Genomic DNA, 18,450 nt, shown 5'->3' with positions numbered 1-18,450 from the left:
CATCCAAACAAATATACGGACTAAACGTCCGCATAAATGGCTGCATTGAGTAACCTTGAAATATTATCTAAGTTTCTGGAAATATCACGGTAAAGAAGCGCAGGCAACAGATTGTCTTTTTTCTGATACTTTTTCTTCTTCACTTTGGATTCATTCTTTTTGATGGATCGAATCATTTGGAAACGATACTCACGGCTTTGGTTACGCACTTGTGGATTCCCAAGGATATCAAATGTTTCACTTTGTTCCAAGTTCACAAGTAAGATGTCGTAATGGTGTTTGAGTAAGTCCATTTGGTCTTTTACAGAGTTTGCAAAGTTTTTATCGAAAGAAACCTTTTGTCTGTGTGATTTACGGATTTTTCTTGCGATCGATGCAAAATTATCTCCCATCTCTTCCACAGCTTTCACTCTTTCCATAATCCCCAATACATCTTTTGCATAGTTACCAGTGATCCCTGATTCTTGGACTTGGTTTAAGTAAGTTAAAACTTCCGTTCTTACTTGATCGAGTTCTTCTTCTTTTTTCAGAACTTGTCCGATTCTGGCAGCATCATATGGTTGGAGTAAAATTTGTTCGGTCAATCGAAGGAAGTCATATGTATCACGAATGATTTTTTTCGTGAATTCTACGAGTTCCACCATCGCAAGTTCTGTGGTTTTTACAGTCCCTGCTTGCAACAGTCGAATGGAATCTTTTTCTTTTCCAGTTTTGGAAGCAAGACCATCTACAATTGCACTCACCACTTTGGAAATGGTATTCACAAACCAAATGAGAATGAGAGTGTTAGTGATGTTAAACATTGTATGGAATAAAGAAATGTGAAATCTTGTAGATTCTTTATCCGTAAGTGGATCACCAGGAATTAGATCATCAACAATCCCTGTGAACATTTTAAAGAAAAGCAGAGCCCATACCACACCAAAGACATTGAATAATGTATGCGCTAAAGCTGCTTTTTTGGCATTTCGATTCCCCGGAATGGCCGCTAAATTGGCAGTGATGGTTGTTCCAATGTTTTCACCAAGGATCATACCATAGGCTGCATCAATTGGAATATAACCAGCGAATGCGAGAGTAATGGTGATCGTAGTGGAAGCAGAAGAAGATTGGATCACAATGGTTAACAAGGCTCCAATCAAAACAAACAACAAGATCGAATTAAAACCCATGTTTGTGTATTGTTGTAAGAAGGCAAAACTCTCTGGGTCTTTTGCACTATCAGGTACAGAAGACTTTAGGTAGTCCAATCCCAAAAACAAAAATCCAAATCCGATGAGGAAACTTCCCCAACCTGATCTACTTTCTTTTCTTGAGAAATTGAGGACAACCCCTGCGGCAATCGCTGGTAAAGCGAAGGAAGCAATGTTAAATTTGAATCCCAAAAAGGAAACAATCCATGCTGTGATCGTAGTACCAATATTGGCTCCCATGATGACACCGATGGCTTGTGCCAGAGAAATCAAACCGGCATTGACAAAACCAACAACAAGCACAGTGGTCGCTGAACTAGATTGAATGGTTGAGGTAATGAATAATCCACTGAAAACAGCAGACACACGATTTCTTGTCATGGAAGAGAGAAAGGAACGAAGCCGATCTCCTGCCACACGTTGTAAGGACTCACTGAGTAATTTCATCCCATAGATGAAAACCCCGAGTCCGCCTAAAACTTGAATGAGTAATGGCCAATTCATAGATATTGATATTTCCAGGGTTCAATTTCTTTGATTACAATTTGGTACCAACCTTTTATTCGGTTGCAGTATTTTTTTCCGTATATAGATTGTAATCAATATGTCAAAAACGATCAGCAAAGGAATGGTTGTAGGATTTTCCTATCACCTAAAGAACGCCCAGGGAGAAACTCTGGACCAATCAGACGAACCGCTATTATACCTCCACGGCTGGCAAAATATCATCCCTGGACTGGAAAAAGAACTAGAAGGTCTTGTGAATGGTGATTCAAAAAATGTCACTGTACCACCTGAAGAAGGTTATGGGACATATAACGAAGCACTCATTTTCCAAGTTCCCAAAACAGAACTTCCACCAGAAGCGGAGTTAGAAGTAGGAATGGAATTCCAAACAGACACACCAGAAGGTAGAATGATTCTATATCTCCAAGAAGTAAGAGATGCTGATGTGATTCTAAACGGCAATCACCCGTTAGCTGGAGAGACTCTTCATTTTGATGTCACCATCAAATCCATTCGCGAAGCAACTGACGAAGAAAAACAACACGGACACGTACATGGCCCAGGTGGACACCACCACCACTAAAAACGAAATCCTTCGTTATTTTCCCTCTGGGTCTTCTTTCAGATTGCTTTTTTTAGAAAGGGTAATTACACTGACAGAAGATTCAGAGTATTGTTGATTTTCACCGCCGAAGTAGTCCTTTCAAGCTTGCACGCTGATAGCTTTCCCAAGTTTTTCCCTGCATTTTTCTGGAGTTCTTACCAAAAATCCCGAATAGGGTCCCGACGATTGTAAATCTAGAATTCCCGAGTCAACTTTAACAAACAGGACAAAAACTATGTCAGTAAACATTTATGTTGGCAACCTTTCTTACGATATGACTGAAGGAAAACTCAATGAGCTTTTTTCAGCACACGGTGCAGTAACTTCTGCAAAAATCATCACTGATCAGTATTCTGGTCGTTCTAAAGGTTTCGGATTCATCGAAATGAAAGATGGAAAAGAAGCTGATAACGCGATCAAAGATCTTAACGGAAAAAACATCCTTAACCGTGAGATGAAAGTAAACATCGCAAAACCTAAAACTAACAACTGGAGATAATCCAAGTTTGTGAATAACCGTCGTTTAACTTAGGTTGGACGGCGGTTTTTTTATCCTTTTGGTTTTTGTGACCAAATATTCAATACCAACCTAACCATTTTTTTACCACTGAATCGAATTCCTCTTTTCATCTGAATTAGTAGAAGTTTTCACAAGGATTATCAGGTGTGAAGTTTTTCAAAAAATAAATCATACTATAAAACTACCTTATACTTAGCTTTCATCTTCTCGATTTGTTCCTCAGGAATTTGATGGTTGTTCTTTCCGCCATGCCGATTTTCGACTGTAACAACAGACAATCTATACCCATATCGTTTCGCCAAATCTTCGTAAGGTTTCATTTCCCACTCTAACGTGAATGTGTGATCGACTATGACAAAGGGATTTCCTTCTTCCAAAGCATCTTTTGTTTTGGATTCACATTCTTTGTAAGCCAAATGGTTTTTGGTATAATCAAAATGGTATTCGCCCTTTTCATTCTCAAAGTAGGAATCAATAGAAAAGATCGGTGCCCCACTTGATTCAGCAATTTGTTTAGCGAGAGTGGTTTTCCCAGAACCAGGAATGCCACGTAAAAGTAGTAATGTTTTTCCTGTGGGTGGTATCTGTGGATGAGAGTTTGGATCTGGCTCCATAACTTCCAATTTATCTGTTTGCCACTAGGAATTCCTAGTTCTTTTTCTTTCACGAGAACTTAGAAAAATCTCGCAAGGAAAACTAGAGTATGAAAGAATTGTGAGAGTTACAAGGAGTCATTTGTGTCATACGAGGCGTACAAACTTATTCATATTTTCGGAATGTTTCTTTTATTTTTGTCATTAGGTGGAGTAACCCTTTATTCCATCAATGGTGGAAAAAAATCAGATAACAAATTCAAAGCCATTGTTGCTATCTCTCACGGAGTTGGTTTACTTTTATTACTAGTTGCAGGTTTTGGACTTATGAAATTTCGGGATATTTCTCACTCAGCTCTCCCAGTTTGGATCATCTTAAAGATAGTCATCTGGCTTGCGTTTGGTGGTCTACTTACCCTAGCCTATAAAAATGCGAAATATGCAAAAATCCTTTGGTTTGTATTCCCAATTATGGGACTTTTTGCTGCTTATTTAGCTTTTTACCAACCGAGCTAAGTAACAAACATACTTTTCTCAGTGGAAGTTCTGCTGAGAAAGGTTCTCCTTTTTGATTTAAACTTTTCATCCTCATCTCATCAATATCTTCTCTATGTCTAATTGTAAAAACTCGAATCAAGGAATCTCTGTATGGAACCAACAAATACTCGTATGGAAACCGACTCTATGGGAGAAATCGCAGTCACGAATTCTCGGTATTGGGGAGCCCAAACAGAACGTTCCCTTCAATACTTTCCAATTGGACAAGACAAATTTCCGAGAGAGATGATCCGTGCTTTGGGACTTGTTAAAAAACACGCTGCGATCATTAATTCTGAACTTGGACTTTTGGAGGAATCAAAATCAAATTTAATTGTAAAAGCTGCATCCGAAGTCATTGAAGGATTGTTAGATGATCATTTTCCCCTTTCTGTGTGGCAAACTGGCTCTGGGACACAAACCAATATGAATGCCAATGAAGTGATTGCGAATCGTGCGAATGAAATGTTTGGAAGTCCACTTGGCTCCAAATCACCCATCCATCCCAATGATGATGTGAACAAAGGGCAAAGTTCCAATGATGTTTTTCCAACTGCCATGCACATTGCTTCTGCAGAAATGATGATCCATCACCTTGTACCAAATCTAAAATTCTTAGAATCGAAACTCAAAGAAAAATCTGAAAAATTCCAACACATCATTAAAATAGGAAGGACTCATTTACAAGATGCAACCCCACTCACGTTAGGGCAGGAATTTTCTGGGTATACACAACAATTGACTTATAGTTTAGAACGTATCCACCGTGTATTACCTTCTCTTTATAGAATTGCTCTCGGTGGGACTGCTGTGGGAACCGGCCTGAATACTCATCCAAACTTCCCTTCCAAAATGGCAAATGCCTTGGCTAAAGAAACAGGAATTCCTTTTGCATCAGCTCCTAATAAATTTGAAGCACTTGCCGCCAACGACTCGTTAGTGGAATTGAGCGGAATTCTAAAAACCATCGCAACATCTCTAATGAAAATTGCAAACGACATACGTTGGTTGTCTTCAGGACCAAGGTCAGGGATTGGTGAAATTAAAATTCCCGAAAATGAACCAGGATCTTCCATCATGCCAGGGAAGGTGAATCCTACACAGTCAGAGGCGCTCACAATGGTTTGTGCTCAAGTCATTGGAAATGATGTCGCTGTTAACATAGGAGGTGCTTCTGGAAATTTTGAACTCAATGTATTCAAACCACTGATTATCTTCAATGTCCTCAATTCGATTCGCCTTCTATCTGATGCAAGCCTATCTTTCGCCAAACATTGTGTTGATGGAATTGAAGCAAATGAATCCAAAATACAATCCAATTTAGAAAACTCACTGATGTTAGTCACCGCTTTGAATCCATACCTTGGTTATGACAAAGCAGCAAAAATTGCAAAACTTGCATATCGCGAAAACCGATCCTTAAAAGAAGCTGGGATTCGATTAGGATTTTTAACTTCAGAACAGTTTGATACTTGGGTAAAACCGGATGAGATGGTATGAATCTAATGATACATCAATTGATTGTAACGAATCTATCCTAAACTAATAATCATTCTTTAGGATCTATGAATTGATTTTTTAGATTGAATCTCTTTGTGAATTTTGTCCCAAAAATTACGTTTCCAATCATGTTCAACTTCAGGAATTAGCTCCTTGGGAACACCTCGGTGGGTTAAAATGAGTTCAGTACCTCCATCTGCAGTTTCTCTAAGAGTAAAAGAAGCCATAGAAAAAATTCCTTCGGGAAAATCTAACCTACGCCACGCCTGCACAATTCGTCTGGATGGTAATATATCCACTATGACCCCATTGACCTTCCCTTTCAAAATTGAAAAAGGGCTACCAACTTTTTGGCCAATGACTGCCTTTTCCCCTGTTAGAGAAGTCATCTTTTTTGAATCAGCAATGTATTCGTAGATAATTTCGGGAGAAGCTTTGAATTTTACTTTATGTTTGATTGTTTTACACATATGATTAAGATTTTATAGACAGAATAATAGTATCAGAAACAAGTTTATCGTTGTTCAATTCTATAGGCAACTGGAACTGTATTGTTTGCACCAGATGTTGCATACCCAACTCCCCCATTCAGCAATGTTGGCGTACCTGTAGTTTCGTCTACTTGAAACATATAAAAATTTGTACTTGAAGTATTGCTAACAAAACCAAATTTTCCAGTGGGATCTAAGGTAACAAACTGAAGATTTTCTCCAAATACTAAATTTGATGGTAAACTTAAACTTCCATCTGATGTATTGATATTATGTTTTCCTAATGTCGCACCTAAAATATTAACAGTATACAAAAACTTTCCAGAAGGATGCATAACAGCTCGAAAGTTATTTGTTGTTCCTGTGAATGGACTTCCTGAAAGAGATGTTAAACTACCATCTAAAGTATTTATCCTTCGAGCAATGATCACAGAAGACTGAACAACAGAATATAAGTATGTAGAAGTTGAATCAATTAAAAGTGCCTCCATATTTGGAACCCCTGTATTAAAAGGAGAACCCGCAATATTTGCCAGTGATCCATTGATTTGGTTCACTGAATATCCCATGATGGGTTCTGATCCTCCATTTCCATTCACATATAAAAATTTTCCATCTGGCGTAATGTCTAAGTGATTAAGTGAACAAGTACAAGATTGGCTAAAATCTCCGATCTTACTTAAATTTCCTGTAAATGTATTTAATTCAAATGCTGCTATACTAGCTCCAGAGAAACTCGAAACATAAAGAAATCTCCCATTTGGATGAAAAACAAAGAATACTGGATCCACTGTTGTCGTTCCAGCAGATGAATTTAACATGGACAAAACGCCTGTTTGTTGGTTTACAGAATAACTTTGAATTGTTGTTTGTCCAAATCCACCAGAGAAAGCAAATTTTCCATCGATAGAAAATTTTGCTCCAAGTGGAATATTCAATGCATAAGGAGATCCCGATACGGCACTAATGTTTCCAGTTAACAAATTTAAACCATAAGTCTCTGTGTTCGAACCTGCTGAAAAAGTTAAAAAATACCGAAATACAATAAATTCATCAAAACTATCGCTAATACCATTCGCATTTGCAATTCGTATCCGTCCTGATTTCGCACCAAATGGTACTTTTATCACCATTGTGTTTTGTGTTGATGATAAAATCTCAGCTTGTACATTCCCTGAAAAATAGATCATATTTTCGGTGGAATATTCTGAAAAATTAGAGCCGAGGAGAGTTAACACTTCACCTTCTACTCCATTCAGTTTTGAAATTGTATAAATTTTAGGTAAATTGAAAAGATACGCTGCTGTTAAAATCTTAAGTAGTTTAGAATTTTCATCTTGTTCTGGGAAAAAATATGGCTTCCAAAGTGGATGAACCATACAGAAATTTAAATTCGAAAGTAAAAATACAATGATGATTAGATTTCTCATTTATTCTGTATTCCATCTGTAATACGTGAAATAATTTATTAACTTTCAATTAATATCATCATAAAACATTCGAAATACAAATTATTTTTAAGAGGAAATACCAAATTCCGGAGAAAATGATGAGTAAAATCTGTATCGTTTTTCTTTGATTTGATTCCAAATGATCATGCTTAGAATTCTGATCATTGAGAATCGATCACAGATTTAAGAATTCAGAGTGTTGGATAATATTCGTATGATGGAAAAGTTGTGAATACATTAATCTGTTTCGTTTGACTCTTCAGGTTCTGTTGGTTCAGTTTCTTCTTCCTTAGGACCACAATTGATAAAAGGATCCAATTCTTCTTCTGTGATTTCCTCCAGGATGACTCTTTGTAATTCGCTCACAAAGTCGACCCTTCGCATCTCACAAACATATTGTTTTCCATCACTCAGATTGAGATCAAAATAAACAGCTTCTTCTGGCATTCCAAAACTAGATTCTCCCATTCGGGAAGTAACATTACATGCAAGCTCACCTATCTTACAAGAGGTGACAATAAAGTCCTTACCTACAATCGTTAACTCTGTTTTGAAATTGTCTTCTCTTGCTAAAAATGTATATGGTTTTACAAGAGTTTCTAAACTGACTTGGTAAAAACGAATATCAAACTCGTCATCACTGAGTGAACTTCGTTTCACCCAACCAACTTGATCCTCATATTTTACTTTTACATACCCTAGTTTTTTCGGTAATGGATGTGTATTTTCGATCACATCGAAAACAAGATTTTTTGGTAGGTTGGCTAGGATCTTTCCATTCGGTGTGGGTTCTTTTAAAAGTGATATTTTTTGAATGTCCAATGTCCGAAGGCTTTTACTCAAATCTAAATCAAAACGACTGACCAAAATTTCTTTCCCTTTCCAAAGGACACGATAATAAAAAACTTTTTCTGCCACTTCTACTTCAAATATTTTACCACTTCCATCAGCAAGAACAGTCACTTGGTCAAAAGCAGATGGACGATCATTCCAAATCACTGATAAATCTAATTCACGTGCATATAAAATAGAACCAGGTGAAATAAATGTCGTAAGACATGTATAATTTTTGGGACACTCGGTTGATTCGATTTTTGATGAAAGATCGGATCCATACAAAAGAGATAGGGAAAAAAGTAAGATCAAAACATATTGAAACCAATTGAATGTTTGAACCACTTTCATTTTGTTTGAATCCGACCAGTGTATCAATTGAATTCGTTCACAATTAATTTAACATTTGGAAAAAATCATTTCCCTTATCATCAACAACGATGAAAGCAGGAAAATTTTCCACGTCAATGGACCAAACCGCTTCCATTCCCAGTTCAGGAAAATCCAATACTTCTACTTTTTTGATGTTTTCTTTTGCAAGTAATGCCGCAGGTCCACCGATGGATCCGAGATAAAACCCACCATTTTTTTTGCAACTATCGGTCACCACTTTAGAACGATTCCCTTTCGCAAGAGTGATCATCGAAAAACCTTTTTCTTGGAACACGGGAACATAACTATCCATACGACCTGCTGTGGTTGGACCAAAGGAACCTGATGGCATCCCCTCTGGAGTTTTTGCAGGACCTGCATAGTACACCGGATGGTTTTTAAAATACTCAGGGAGAGGTTCACCCTTATCCAACTTTTCCTTTAGTTTCGCATGAGCAATATCACGTGCCACAACTAGTCGACCTGACAACATAACACGCGTTTTAACTGGATATTTTGAAAGAACCTTCAAAATTTCAGGCATCGGTTGGTTTAAATCAATATGAACTGATTCGGTACTAGAATCGACCTCGTCAATGGTAGGTAAAAATTTTGCTGGGTCGTATTCTAGTTTTTCTAAATAGATTCCATCCTTTGTAATTTTAGCTTTGATGTTACGATCTGCACTACAACTCACACCGAGTCCAACTGGGCAAGAAGCACCATGTCGTGGCAAACGAATGACTTTAAAATCATGAGCCAAATACTTTCCACCAAACTGAGCTCCAATTCCAGATTTCTGAGCAGCAGCCAGCATTTTTTCTTCTAATTCAATGTCTCGAAATGCAGATCCAAATTTGTCTCCCTTTGTCGGCAAATGATCCAAATATCCAGCTGATGCAAGTTTTACGGTCTTTAAATTTGCTTCAGCAGAAGTTCCGCCAATGACGACTGCTATATGATATGGAGGACAAGCTGCTGTACCAAGGTTTGATACTTTATCAGCTATAAATTTTTCGAGGGATGTTGGATTGAGTAATGCTTTTGTTTCTTGGAAAAGATAAGTTTTGTTAGCGGAACCACCGCCTTTTGCCAAAAAGAGAAAACTATACTTATCACCCGGAGTTGAGTAAATATCAATTTGAGCTGGTAAATTGGAACCAGAATTCACTTCTTCATACATGGTAAGCGGGACAACTTGCGAATAACGAAGGTTGCGGTTTACATAGGTATTATAAATCCCACGAGAAAGTGCCTCTGCATCATCCCCACCTGTGATGACATATTCCCCTTTTTTTGCCATGACAATGCCTGTTCCTGTATCTTGGCAGGAGGGAAGTTGTTTGTCTGCCGCAATCACTGCATTTTTAAGTAGTGCCATTGCCACAAAACGATCATTTGGTGTTGCTTCTGGGTCGTCTAAAATTTTGCGAACTTTTTCAAGGTGGGCTGTTCTTAGATAAAAAGAAACATCTTCCATTGCTTTTTCCGCAAGGAAGGTAAGGCCTTCTGGTTCCACTTTTAGAATTTCTTTATCACCAAAGGGGACAGTGCTTACAAAATCTTTTGTTAATAATTTGTATTCAGTGGTGTCTTCTTTTAAAGGGAAAGGATCGGCGTAAAAAAAATCTGGCATGGAAACCTCTATTTATAACTTCTAATTTCGCGGGATTCCTCGTTTCGTAAATGAATTTTTGCCACCACTGTTAGAAACATCAAGGCGAAAGTGGAAAATCCGAAGGGAAAAAATCGTTTCCAATTTCCAAAATCAGTCTATAACAATGGAAAATGAAACAGAACCTAATTTATCTATTCCTTGTTTCTGTCTCTTCAATGGTTTTTGCAGAAGGAAGAGAAATGGAACCTTCCTTACAAGAAGGAAAAAACAAAAAATCAGAATGGAGTTTGCTTTTAAAACGACAGACCTACCAATACCTTCCTTACGAATACACCTCTCTCACGGATAAAAATGAATCCATAGTTCCCACTCGTTCGAGTACTACACTCAAAGAAAATGGGAAGGTTCTCATTCCTTTTGTATTCAGTTATGAAAACGTTGAGAAAAGATTCAAAGTGGATCTTTCTTATTTTGAAATAGAAATTGTAAACGCAAACACCCTACTCTTCCAACAGTCCGCACAAGGAGGAAACTTATCACGATTTTATCTATCACCCATGGCAAGGTCTGAATTTGAACTGAACCTTTACCAAACATTTTTACCCGCAAAAGATTGGAAATTGTATCTGGGAGGTGGGGTTCGGAATATCAACCGCTACCTCTATGGAAACTACCTTGGACAAGGTACTTTTAAAGAATATTTTTTTACGTATGGTCCGCAAGCCTCTGTCCAATCAGTCTACCAACTCAGCCAAGATTTGGCACTCCACCTAACAATGGATGTATTTTACACACAAGGTACTCGATTTTTCAAACAACCAAACTTGATGGAAGACCGTTTCCAATATTCCTTGTCCACAGCTGGCACAGAAGGAATCTTTAGAGGTTATGAATGGGATGGATCTCTCTCTTATTCCTTCCATTCTAATATGAAATTTTTTGTGGGTTATAATATGATCGTGTCGAAGTTCTCTTATCTAGATTACAACGAAGTTCAATTCAGCCGGACCACAGCGAACATCGGTTCACAAAACCCTTCCGTCATTGGCGATTGGGAAATGAATGTACCAAAAAAATCAGAAAACTTTGATCGTCTGCGTGGAATGTATTTGGGAATGATGGTGAATTTTTAGAGAAATGTTGTATTCCAAGAATTCAACAAGAAACAAATGTCGGTCTAAACAGAATCATTATGGAACAAAGTGTTTTTGAACATATGGCCAAACAATACGATACCAATGATCGTATCCAATTGGCAAAACAAATTTTAGGTAAATTAGAACCTTTCCTTCACAATACAATTGAAAGTTCATTGTTAGATTTTGGATGTGGGACTGGACTTTTGGGAATCCCACTTTGTTCCCATTACAAACAAGTCATTTTATGTGACGACTCCCCTTCTATGTTGGAAGTGTCAAATTTCAAAATCAAATCACAAGGTATCAAAAATGCACATACAATGTTCCCTTCCGATTTGGTTCTGGACAAAACTCTTTTTGTGGACAACATCCTTATGTCTTTGGTACTTCTACACATACCAGATACTCAATCGATATTAAAAATTTTATATGACCATTTAAATCCGAATGGAAAATTATTCATTGTTGATTTTTGTAAAAATGAAAAGGTATCACATCCAAAAATTCATAGTGGATTCCTACTAGGAGAATTGGAATCCATCTTAAAAACTATTGGATATCAAACTGTGAACTCAAAAGTCATCTTAGAAGAAAAAAAAGTGTTTATGAACGAAGATGCTTCCTTATTTTTACTAATCGCAGAAAAGTAAAAACTTGTGAATGAAATTAATTATTCTTTGAATCCAGAGAGACCTTTAGCTTCGGTATCTGCATTCTGAAGAAGGGAACGTAAATCATCAGGGATTGGCATGGGGGCAAATATAGGAACTGATGCACTGCCTGTATTTCCGACAGGAATTCGGTTGAACAAACTCCCAATCCAACCAAAGACCATACGTATGAATTGACCATAAACTTCTTTTAGATCTCCTTTCCGAATTCCAAAAAGAAACATTCGGAAATGGCTTCCAGTATGAGGAACTGGAAAATATTGTCCAATGATATGTGCCCTTTCCAAAAATCTCCATGCAGCCAAATCATTGTTTTGTGACAAACTATCCTTATAGTTTTGGATTTCTTTTTGATAGGCAATTTTAAAATTGTTTGGCATTCTTACATTCAGTTTCATTTTTAGTTCCTTTAAGAAGAGACTAGTGTTGGGTATTCATAACTTCGAATCCAAGCTTCAGAGAAAATGGGATCTTCGTAAAAATGTTCATTTTCCTTTCCGAATCTTCTTTCATACTCTTGGATTTTATATCCATCTTGGTGGCAATGTACGGCTAAATAACATTCACTTTCATTGGTTTTGGAAATGGTCAAATCATTGGCCTCTTCAAACAAATCCAAATACCCAATCCTCCATCCATACTGACTGAGTAGAAGTGGAATTACATCTCGATACGATTTATGAGCTGTTACCGAACTAGGGCTTAAACCATGAAAATTGACAAACATTTTAAACTTGGTTCCCTTCGGTAAATCTTGAAACACTTGTTTTAATCCAATTTCCCATTCTTTTACATCTAGCTCTGTTACAAAACCAGTCAATCGAGTGATGATTAAATGGGAGTCTTTTTCCCATTTAGTAAAATATTCAATTTTCATAATCTTTAGACTCATTCATCCACCACGATTCAAAAGGTAAAACCCTTTCTCTTCCTTTTAACAAACAAAATGAAATCAAAAAGATCCTAAATGAATCCATCTTATCCAATAAATGCCCGAATTATGATTACAAAAAAATCCATCATCAATCATTGATGGATTTTTTCCAAAGAATCAATTTGGTTCATAATCAAATCCAGTAATATATTTTAGATTTAACAGAGCTTTTTCATATTCCACTAAGGCATCAATGTATTTTAATTTTGTTTCATTATAGGATCGAGTAGTATCCAAAAACTCTAGTAAGGTGGAGCCTCCACCTTTATATGCTAACTCTACAATTTTGACTGCTTGTTGAGATTTTAATAATGAAATTTGTCTCATTTGTTCGAGTGCTTCAAATCTTACCTTGATTTCTTCTTCTGTAATGGCCATTTCTTTTGCTAAGTTTAAATATAACTCTTCTCGAAATATGGCAGCTTGTTTTCTGGCTGATTCACTTTTTGCAATTTCTCCTTGGTTTCTGGAGAATACAGGTAATTCCAAATTAGCAGACATTCCATACATATATTGGTTTTGTTGCACGAGTGAATCAAATAGAATGCTAAAGTTTGGTACTGCATTTGCTCTTTGCAGTTTCATATTTGCCAATGCAATGTCTTCCGCATTTACTAATGCAAGATAATCAGGCCTTCCTTCAGTTGCTAATTTTAATAATTGGTTAGCATCAATTTGTGGTAAAAGTTTTAACGAATCCAAATTTCCAGATAACACAATATCAATTTCGCTTGGATTTAAACCAAGAAATACAATCAGTTCGTTTTTTAATTTAATATATTCAACCTGTGCAGATACTCTAGCAACTGCATATTGATCTTGTGCAACTTCAGATCTCAATAATTCTAATTTAGAAATGTCTTCTTTTTTAAATCTGATTCTGTTAATTTCAACGATATTCACTAAATTTTTATAATTTTCTTCCGCTAAGAGATAACGTTCCCTTGCTGCAAGTGTTGCTATAAATAAATTGCCAGTGGCAATTGATATTTTTCGCAAAGTTTCCAAAAATACCAACTCGTCCATTTTTAATCTTTTGTTGGCAACGTTGATCCTTTCTTCCCGTTTGTTAGCAGTCTCAATCACAAAACCTAAACTAACACCATATTGATTTCGATTTGGATCAAATTGTTTTGAAGTTGGATTAAATGGTAAAACATCGGCAACAATATTCAAAAAAGGATTTGGCCGTAAACCAGCAGTGATCCGATCTGCTTTTGTAAACTCAATTTCAAACTTTGCAATGGTAACTTGTTTGTTATTTGCAAGCGCATATTGAATTGCTTGGTCAAAACTGAATTCTTTTTTTAATTTATCATTCGCATAAAGAGGATAACAAATAACAGATACAATCAACAATTGTAATAATCGCCTTTTAATCTGATAAAAATTAATTTTTCGCATGAAGTAATTTTCTCTGTTCACTTAAATAACAAAGTAGAGGGATTGTGAAGTTTCCAATGATCAAAGTGAACAATAATCCACCCACAATCACTGTTGCCATAGGTCGTTGGATATCAGACCCAATTTCATTAGTAAGCATAGCTGGTAATAAACCTATGATTGCTGTTGTTAATGTTAAAAATCTGGGCCGAAACTGAATTTCAGAAACGTGCGATATTAATTCCTTTAAATCAGATTCATTTTTAATCTCTCTATTTTCTTTAGCATGATTAAAATTTGAGACAAATAATACCCCACCCATAATGGAAATACCAAATAACGAAATGAGTCCAACTCCAGACGAAACATTAAAGTGCATCCCTCTTAAAAAAAGAAAAAAGAGCCCTCCGAGTGCTGCAACCGGGATACTAGACATTACAAGTAAACTATCAGAGATATTATGAAACATTAAATATAAGATAAAAAGTATAATAACAAATGTTAGAGGAACGGCAACCATAAGTCGCTTACTTGCCCTAGTTAGGTTTTCAAATTGTCCTCCCCAATCAATTTCGACATCCGCTGGCAATTTGATTTGTTTTGTCACAATCTTTTTTGCTTCATTTACAAATCCACCTTGGTCCCTGCCTTCGATGTTAATCCAAACAGAAACCATTCGATTTCCATTTTTTCTGGCAATTTTAGCTGGCATTTCCTTCAATTCCAATCTTGCAACAGAAGAGAGTGGATATTTACTTTCGTATTTACTTTTGATATTGATATTTCCGATTGAGTTAACAGATGTTCTATATTCTTCAGGATACCGAACTGTTATGTTATAAATATGATTATCCAAATACAATTTGCTGATTTCTTTTCCTCCAATTGCCATTTCGGTGATATCTTGGATGTCTGAAAAATTAATTCCTGCTCTTGCCGCTGCTTCTCTATCAATGGCGATACTTAGTTCTGTATTGGGACCTTCTTGTTCAATTCCTATGGCTGAAACACCTTCTAACTTTTCTAAGGCGGATTCAATTTCATTTGCTTTTTGCCATAATACGGCAACATCCCTTCCTGAGATTTGAACAGACAAATCAGCAGCTGATCCTGTTACCGCTTCTGCAACATTATCCAAAATTGGTTGAGAAAAACTGAATTTTGCACCAGGAACTAATTTTTCAAATCGTTCCTTTAAAACTTCTAACATTTCTGCTTTTGAATGAACTGTTTTCCATTTGGAATAATCTTCCAATGTAATGAGGCCTTCAATGCGATTTGGACCAAAAGGATCTGTTCCATCATCATTTCTTCCTGATTGAGTGATCACAACTTTAACTTCAGGAAATTCACTCACCGCATCTCGTAATAAATTTGCAACGTTTGCAGTTTTGTCTAAATGGATTCCCGTTGGTAATTTACATCTAAAATTGATGGCACCTTCATCCAATTCGGGTAAAAATTCCGTACCTAATCCCATAAAAACTAAAAATACAAGTACGATCACAACCACATAAGTGCGGATTACCAATTTTTTGGAATGGTCGAGTAGAAAATGAAGTAATTGAACAAAGTAAAATCTTGCTTGGGATAATAGAAAAAATTCTTTTGTTTGGCGACGATTCTCATCTTGGAAAAACTTTGAAAAAATTACAGGTAGGACTGTGAGTGAAAATAACAAAGCTCCAATCAATGTAAATGCCAATCCAAAGGCCATTGGTTTGAATAATTTTCCTTCCACCCTTTCAAAAAGAAAAATTGGTAGGTAGGCACAAAGGATAACCACAATGGAAAAAAATACTTCTTTTTCGGTGTGGTCAGAAGAACGAAGGATGATTTCATCCAATGGTAATTTTTTTTTCGATACAGATGTAATTGCGATCGTCGTTATAATTCCTTCTATAATGACAATCGAACTATCAACAATAATCCCGAAGTCAATTGCACCTAACGAAAGTAAGTTTGCAGGTATTTCAATTAAATTCATCAAACAAAATGAAAATAATAGAGAAAAAGGAATGGTAACAGCAACTGCTAGTGCAACTCGATAATTTCCAAGTAAAAAGATCAATACAATCATAACGATTGTAATCCCTTCCATCATCGTACGAACAACAGTTTTTAAAGTATTGGATACTAACTCTGCTCTATCATATAAAATACGAATGCGGACACCTTTGTTTTTTAAGAAGCCATCCAAACTAGAGAGTTTTTCTTTTACCAATCTTAATACTTCAGATGGGTTTTCTCCTTTTCGCATCATGATGATGCCTTGGACTCCGGAATTAGTCTCAGTTCCTGATTGTAATCGATAACCTAAAATCCCTTTTGGAGGATGAGGGATCACTCTCACTTTTCCAATGTCTTTTACGTAAATGGGAACATCTTTTTTTTCAGTGACGATAATGTTTTCTATATCTTTTTCGTTTTCAATTGCGCCTAATGCGCGTACTGGTATTGCTTGGTTACCATGTTTAAATATATTACCACCAGTATTTGCATTGTTTTCTTCAATTGCCAAAACAAGGTCTCGTAAAAAAACATTGTATTTGTCTTGGTTGATGGGATTGATTTCAATTTGGTATTCTTTGATATCACCACCAAATGTTATCACATCTGCAACACCTTGGATTTGTTGGATACGTGGAGCCAATTCCCAATCTTGGATGCTCCTAAGTTCCATCGTAGGCAAGCCGTCACCTTCAACTGCATAACGTAAGATCTCTCCCACAGGAGAAGTTAATGGACCTAGTTCAGGAACTTCTGTTCCTTCTGGCAATTGAATTGATTTTAGCCTTTCATTTACTTGGTTTCTCGCAAAATATTCATCAGTATGATCTTTAAAAGTTAACCGAATGACCGACAATCCAAAAATACTTTGCGAACGTGTTGTGGTAAGACCTGGTATTCCAGTTAACGCGCGTTCCAAGGGAATCGTTACGAGTTTTTCCACTTCAGAAGAGGCTCTACCATCAAATTTTGTGATCACAATCACTTCTGTATCGGAGACATCAGGATAGGCATCAATTTTGAGATGTGTGACTGAATAGATTCCAAAAACTGAAATCATTAAAAAGCAAAATAATACAATCGGAGAGTTTTTCAGTGAAAAAGGAATGAAACCCATCAGTAACCGAAACTTAGTCCTTTTAGTAATGTAGAACCATGAGAAACCACACGATCATTTGTTTGCAAACCAGACAAAATTTGTGTGTATTCATCTGTTTCAATTCCTGTTTCTACTTGAACTCTTTGGAATGTATTCACATCGATTTGTTTGAATAAATAACTTGTATCACCAATTAGAATGATCGATTCATTTGGAACAGACAAAGCTTCCAGATTGTCCAATTCGATATGTCCATTTCCAAACATACCAGGTTTAAATTGATTTCCTGGATTTTTTGTTATGATTAAAACTTTAACAGTACGACTGACTGGATCAATGACATCAGATATGGAATCAATTTTTGTTTCATAACGATCTCCTGGAAATGCAGAAAACTTTATGAATACACGTGTTTGTAATTTGACTCGATTTAATTTTGTTTCGGGGATATCGCCAACAATCAGAATATTGCCAGGTTTTAATTGATTTAACTTTTCGATTGGAATGCCTTGCATTCGTAATCGGTTTAAATTTTCATCCATGGATGCGACCATTTGTTGCAATTGAACATTTGCATCATTCAATTCTTTGCCCGCAGCAGCTTGGTTTTCCACCAAGTATTTCAATCGTGAATAAGACTTTTTTGCCCCAAACAGTGCTGCTTTACTTTTTAAATATTCAGAATAGATTAACGACTGTTCTTCGGTCTCAAAATGATAGGAATAATTTGTTTCTTTAGAGGAAACACAGACCACTGCTACTCGAACAGGGATCGAAAGTCCTGATCCTAAATTTCGATAAACAACGTTTGCAATGGAGATTGTAGAGGGAAGTTCACCTTCTGATTTTTTAATGATCATTCCATCTTCTAAAGTATGGAAGGTTGCTATCCGTGGACGATTCTCTTCTGATTTTTGATTGCAAGATACAAAACAAACAACCGTCAAAAAGAGAAAAAAAGATTTAGTCATAAAACATCACTTGTTTCAAACTA

Annotated in this window: 17 protein-coding genes; 6 read left to right on the top strand and 11 right to left on the bottom strand. The window is 36.4% G+C overall.

Annotated elements, in window-relative coordinates; translation table 11 throughout:
• Positions 1–20: 20 nt before the first annotated feature.
• The gene (locus CH354_RS06990; protein ID WP_100716813.1) at positions 21–1,697 is read right to left on the bottom strand and encodes a Na/Pi cotransporter family protein; all 1,677 of its coding nucleotides are present in this window, start codon (positions 1,695–1,697) and stop codon (positions 21–23) included.
• A 94-nt stretch (positions 1,698–1,791) separates the two neighbouring features.
• Here CH354_RS06990 and CH354_RS06985 point away from each other — a divergent pair, with 94 nt between their 5' ends.
• Complete coding sequence (locus CH354_RS06985; protein WP_100716814.1) at positions 1,792–2,283, top strand: FKBP-type peptidyl-prolyl cis-trans isomerase; 492 nt, start codon at positions 1,792–1,794, stop codon at positions 2,281–2,283.
• A gap of 256 nt (positions 2,284–2,539) precedes the next feature.
• Entirely contained in the window at positions 2,540–2,803 is a 264-nt protein-coding gene (locus CH354_RS06980) for an RNA recognition motif domain-containing protein (RefSeq protein ID WP_100716815.1), read from the top strand.
• A gap of 194 nt (positions 2,804–2,997) precedes the next feature.
• On the opposite strand, the gene CH354_RS06975 is transcribed toward CH354_RS06980, so the two are convergent.
• Positions 2,998–3,438, bottom strand: a complete 441-nt coding sequence (locus tag CH354_RS06975) for an ATP-binding protein (RefSeq protein WP_100716816.1) — start codon at positions 3,436–3,438, stop codon at positions 2,998–3,000.
• Positions 3,439–3,600: 162 nt separating this feature from the next.
• Here CH354_RS06975 and CH354_RS06970 point away from each other — a divergent pair, with 162 nt between their 5' ends.
• Together CH354_RS06970 and fumC are read left to right on the top strand one after the other, a co-directional pair.
• Positions 3,601–3,933, top strand: a complete 333-nt coding sequence (locus tag CH354_RS06970; RefSeq protein WP_207762645.1) for a DUF2878 family protein — start codon at positions 3,601–3,603, stop codon at positions 3,931–3,933.
• A 132-nt stretch (positions 3,934–4,065) separates the two neighbouring features.
• Positions 4,066–5,454, top strand: a complete 1,389-nt coding sequence (gene fumC, locus CH354_RS06965; RefSeq protein WP_100725845.1) for a class II fumarate hydratase — start codon at positions 4,066–4,068, stop codon at positions 5,452–5,454.
• A 56-nt stretch (positions 5,455–5,510) separates the two neighbouring features.
• Here the strand turns inward: fumC and CH354_RS06960 are convergent, their stop codons facing one another.
• The 4 genes from CH354_RS06960 to CH354_RS06945 form a co-directional block, all read right to left on the bottom strand.
• Entirely contained in the window at positions 5,511–5,924 is a 414-nt protein-coding gene (locus CH354_RS06960) for an SRPBCC domain-containing protein (RefSeq protein ID WP_100716819.1), read from the bottom strand.
• A gap of 44 nt (positions 5,925–5,968) precedes the next feature.
• Positions 5,969–7,375 carry a lactonase family protein gene (locus CH354_RS06955; protein WP_100725844.1) on the bottom strand — a complete coding sequence of 469 codons (1,407 nt, stop codon included), beginning with the start codon at positions 7,373–7,375 and terminating at the stop codon, positions 5,969–5,971.
• Positions 7,376–7,633: 258 nt separating this feature from the next.
• Positions 7,634–8,581, bottom strand: coding sequence for a hypothetical protein (locus CH354_RS06950; protein WP_100728729.1), 948 nt, complete (start codon positions 8,579–8,581; stop codon positions 7,634–7,636).
• A gap of 43 nt (positions 8,582–8,624) precedes the next feature.
• Positions 8,625–10,238 (bottom strand): fumarate hydratase, encoded by a 1,614-nt coding sequence (locus CH354_RS06945; RefSeq protein WP_100716822.1) that lies wholly within the window; start codon positions 10,236–10,238, stop codon positions 8,625–8,627.
• Between the two features lie 152 nt (positions 10,239–10,390).
• Between CH354_RS06945 and CH354_RS06940 the strand changes: the two genes are divergently transcribed.
• Both CH354_RS06940 and CH354_RS06935 read left to right on the top strand, forming a co-directional pair.
• Positions 10,391–11,353, top strand: coding sequence for an LA_2444/LA_4059 family outer membrane protein (locus CH354_RS06940; protein WP_100766344.1), 963 nt, complete (start codon positions 10,391–10,393; stop codon positions 11,351–11,353).
• A 59-nt stretch (positions 11,354–11,412) separates the two neighbouring features.
• Positions 11,413–12,009: a class I SAM-dependent methyltransferase gene (locus tag CH354_RS06935; protein ID WP_100728727.1), complete on the top strand. Its 597-nt coding sequence runs from the start codon at positions 11,413–11,415 to the stop codon at positions 12,007–12,009.
• 20 nt (positions 12,010–12,029) lie between these two features.
• Here the strand turns inward: CH354_RS06935 and CH354_RS06930 are convergent, their stop codons facing one another.
• The 5 genes from CH354_RS06930 to CH354_RS06910 form a co-directional block, all read right to left on the bottom strand.
• Positions 12,030–12,428 (bottom strand): DUF3703 domain-containing protein, encoded by a 399-nt coding sequence (locus tag CH354_RS06930; protein ID WP_100728726.1) that lies wholly within the window; start codon positions 12,426–12,428, stop codon positions 12,030–12,032.
• Between the two features lie 11 nt (positions 12,429–12,439).
• Positions 12,440–12,922 (bottom strand): hypothetical protein, encoded by a 483-nt coding sequence (locus CH354_RS06925; protein ID WP_243395989.1) that lies wholly within the window; start codon positions 12,920–12,922, stop codon positions 12,440–12,442.
• A gap of 159 nt (positions 12,923–13,081) precedes the next feature.
• Positions 13,082–14,368, bottom strand: a complete 1,287-nt coding sequence (locus tag CH354_RS06920) for a TolC family protein (protein ID WP_100728724.1) — start codon at positions 14,366–14,368, stop codon at positions 13,082–13,084.
• Entirely contained in the window at positions 14,355–17,474 is a 3,120-nt protein-coding gene (locus tag CH354_RS06915; protein ID WP_100728723.1) for an efflux RND transporter permease subunit, read from the bottom strand. The genes CH354_RS06920 and CH354_RS06915 overlap by 14 nt, the downstream gene beginning before the upstream one ends.
• The gene (locus CH354_RS06910; RefSeq protein ID WP_100766343.1) at positions 17,474–18,427 is read right to left on the bottom strand and encodes an efflux RND transporter periplasmic adaptor subunit; all 954 of its coding nucleotides are present in this window, start codon (positions 18,425–18,427) and stop codon (positions 17,474–17,476) included. The genes CH354_RS06915 and CH354_RS06910 overlap by 1 nt, the downstream gene beginning before the upstream one ends.
• Positions 18,428–18,450: the final 23 nt, after the last annotated feature.

The organism is Leptospira levettii, assembly GCF_002812085.1.
In the GTDB taxonomy this organism is placed as follows: Bacteria; Spirochaetota; Leptospiria; order Leptospirales; family Leptospiraceae; genus Leptospira_A; species Leptospira_A levettii.
This window is presented reverse-complemented; position numbering and strand designations above follow the sequence as displayed.

Bases quoted from the DNA above. Each gene is read 5' to 3' on its own strand.
- CH354_RS06990 (WP_100716813.1), bottom strand. From the start codon at position 1,697: ATGAATTGGCCATTACTCATTCAAGTTTTAGGCGGACTCGGGGTTTTC.
- CH354_RS06980 (WP_100716815.1), top strand. From the start codon at position 2,540: ATGTCAGTAAACATTTATGTTGGCAACCTTTCTTACGATATGACTGAA.
- CH354_RS06975 (WP_100716816.1), bottom strand. From the start codon at position 3,438: ATGGAGCCAGATCCAAACTCTCATCCACAGATACCACCCACAGGAAAA.
- CH354_RS06970 (WP_207762645.1), top strand. From the start codon at position 3,601: ATGTTTCTTTTATTTTTGTCATTAGGTGGAGTAACCCTTTATTCCATC.
- fumC (WP_100725845.1), top strand. From the start codon at position 4,066: ATGGAACCAACAAATACTCGTATGGAAACCGACTCTATGGGAGAAATC.
- CH354_RS06960 (WP_100716819.1), bottom strand. From the start codon at position 5,924: ATGTGTAAAACAATCAAACATAAAGTAAAATTCAAAGCTTCTCCCGAA.
- CH354_RS06955 (WP_100725844.1), bottom strand. From the start codon at position 7,375: ATGAGAAATCTAATCATCATTGTATTTTTACTTTCGAATTTAAATTTC.
- CH354_RS06950 (WP_100728729.1), bottom strand. From the start codon at position 8,581: ATGAAAGTGGTTCAAACATTCAATTGGTTTCAATATGTTTTGATCTTA.
- CH354_RS06945 (WP_100716822.1), bottom strand. From the start codon at position 10,238: ATGCCAGATTTTTTTTACGCCGATCCTTTCCCTTTAAAAGAAGACACC.
- CH354_RS06940 (WP_100766344.1), top strand. From the start codon at position 10,391: ATGAAACAGAACCTAATTTATCTATTCCTTGTTTCTGTCTCTTCAATG.
- CH354_RS06935 (WP_100728727.1), top strand. From the start codon at position 11,413: ATGGAACAAAGTGTTTTTGAACATATGGCCAAACAATACGATACCAAT.
- CH354_RS06930 (WP_100728726.1), bottom strand. From the start codon at position 12,428: ATGAAACTGAATGTAAGAATGCCAAACAATTTTAAAATTGCCTATCAA.
- CH354_RS06925 (WP_243395989.1), bottom strand. From the start codon at position 12,922: ATGAGTCTAAAGATTATGAAAATTGAATATTTTACTAAATGGGAAAAA.
- CH354_RS06920 (WP_100728724.1), bottom strand. From the start codon at position 14,368: ATGCGAAAAATTAATTTTTATCAGATTAAAAGGCGATTATTACAATTG.
- CH354_RS06915 (WP_100728723.1), bottom strand. From the start codon at position 17,474: ATGGGTTTCATTCCTTTTTCACTGAAAAACTCTCCGATTGTATTATTT.
- CH354_RS06910 (WP_100766343.1), bottom strand. From the start codon at position 18,427: ATGACTAAATCTTTTTTTCTCTTTTTGACGGTTGTTTGTTTTGTATCT.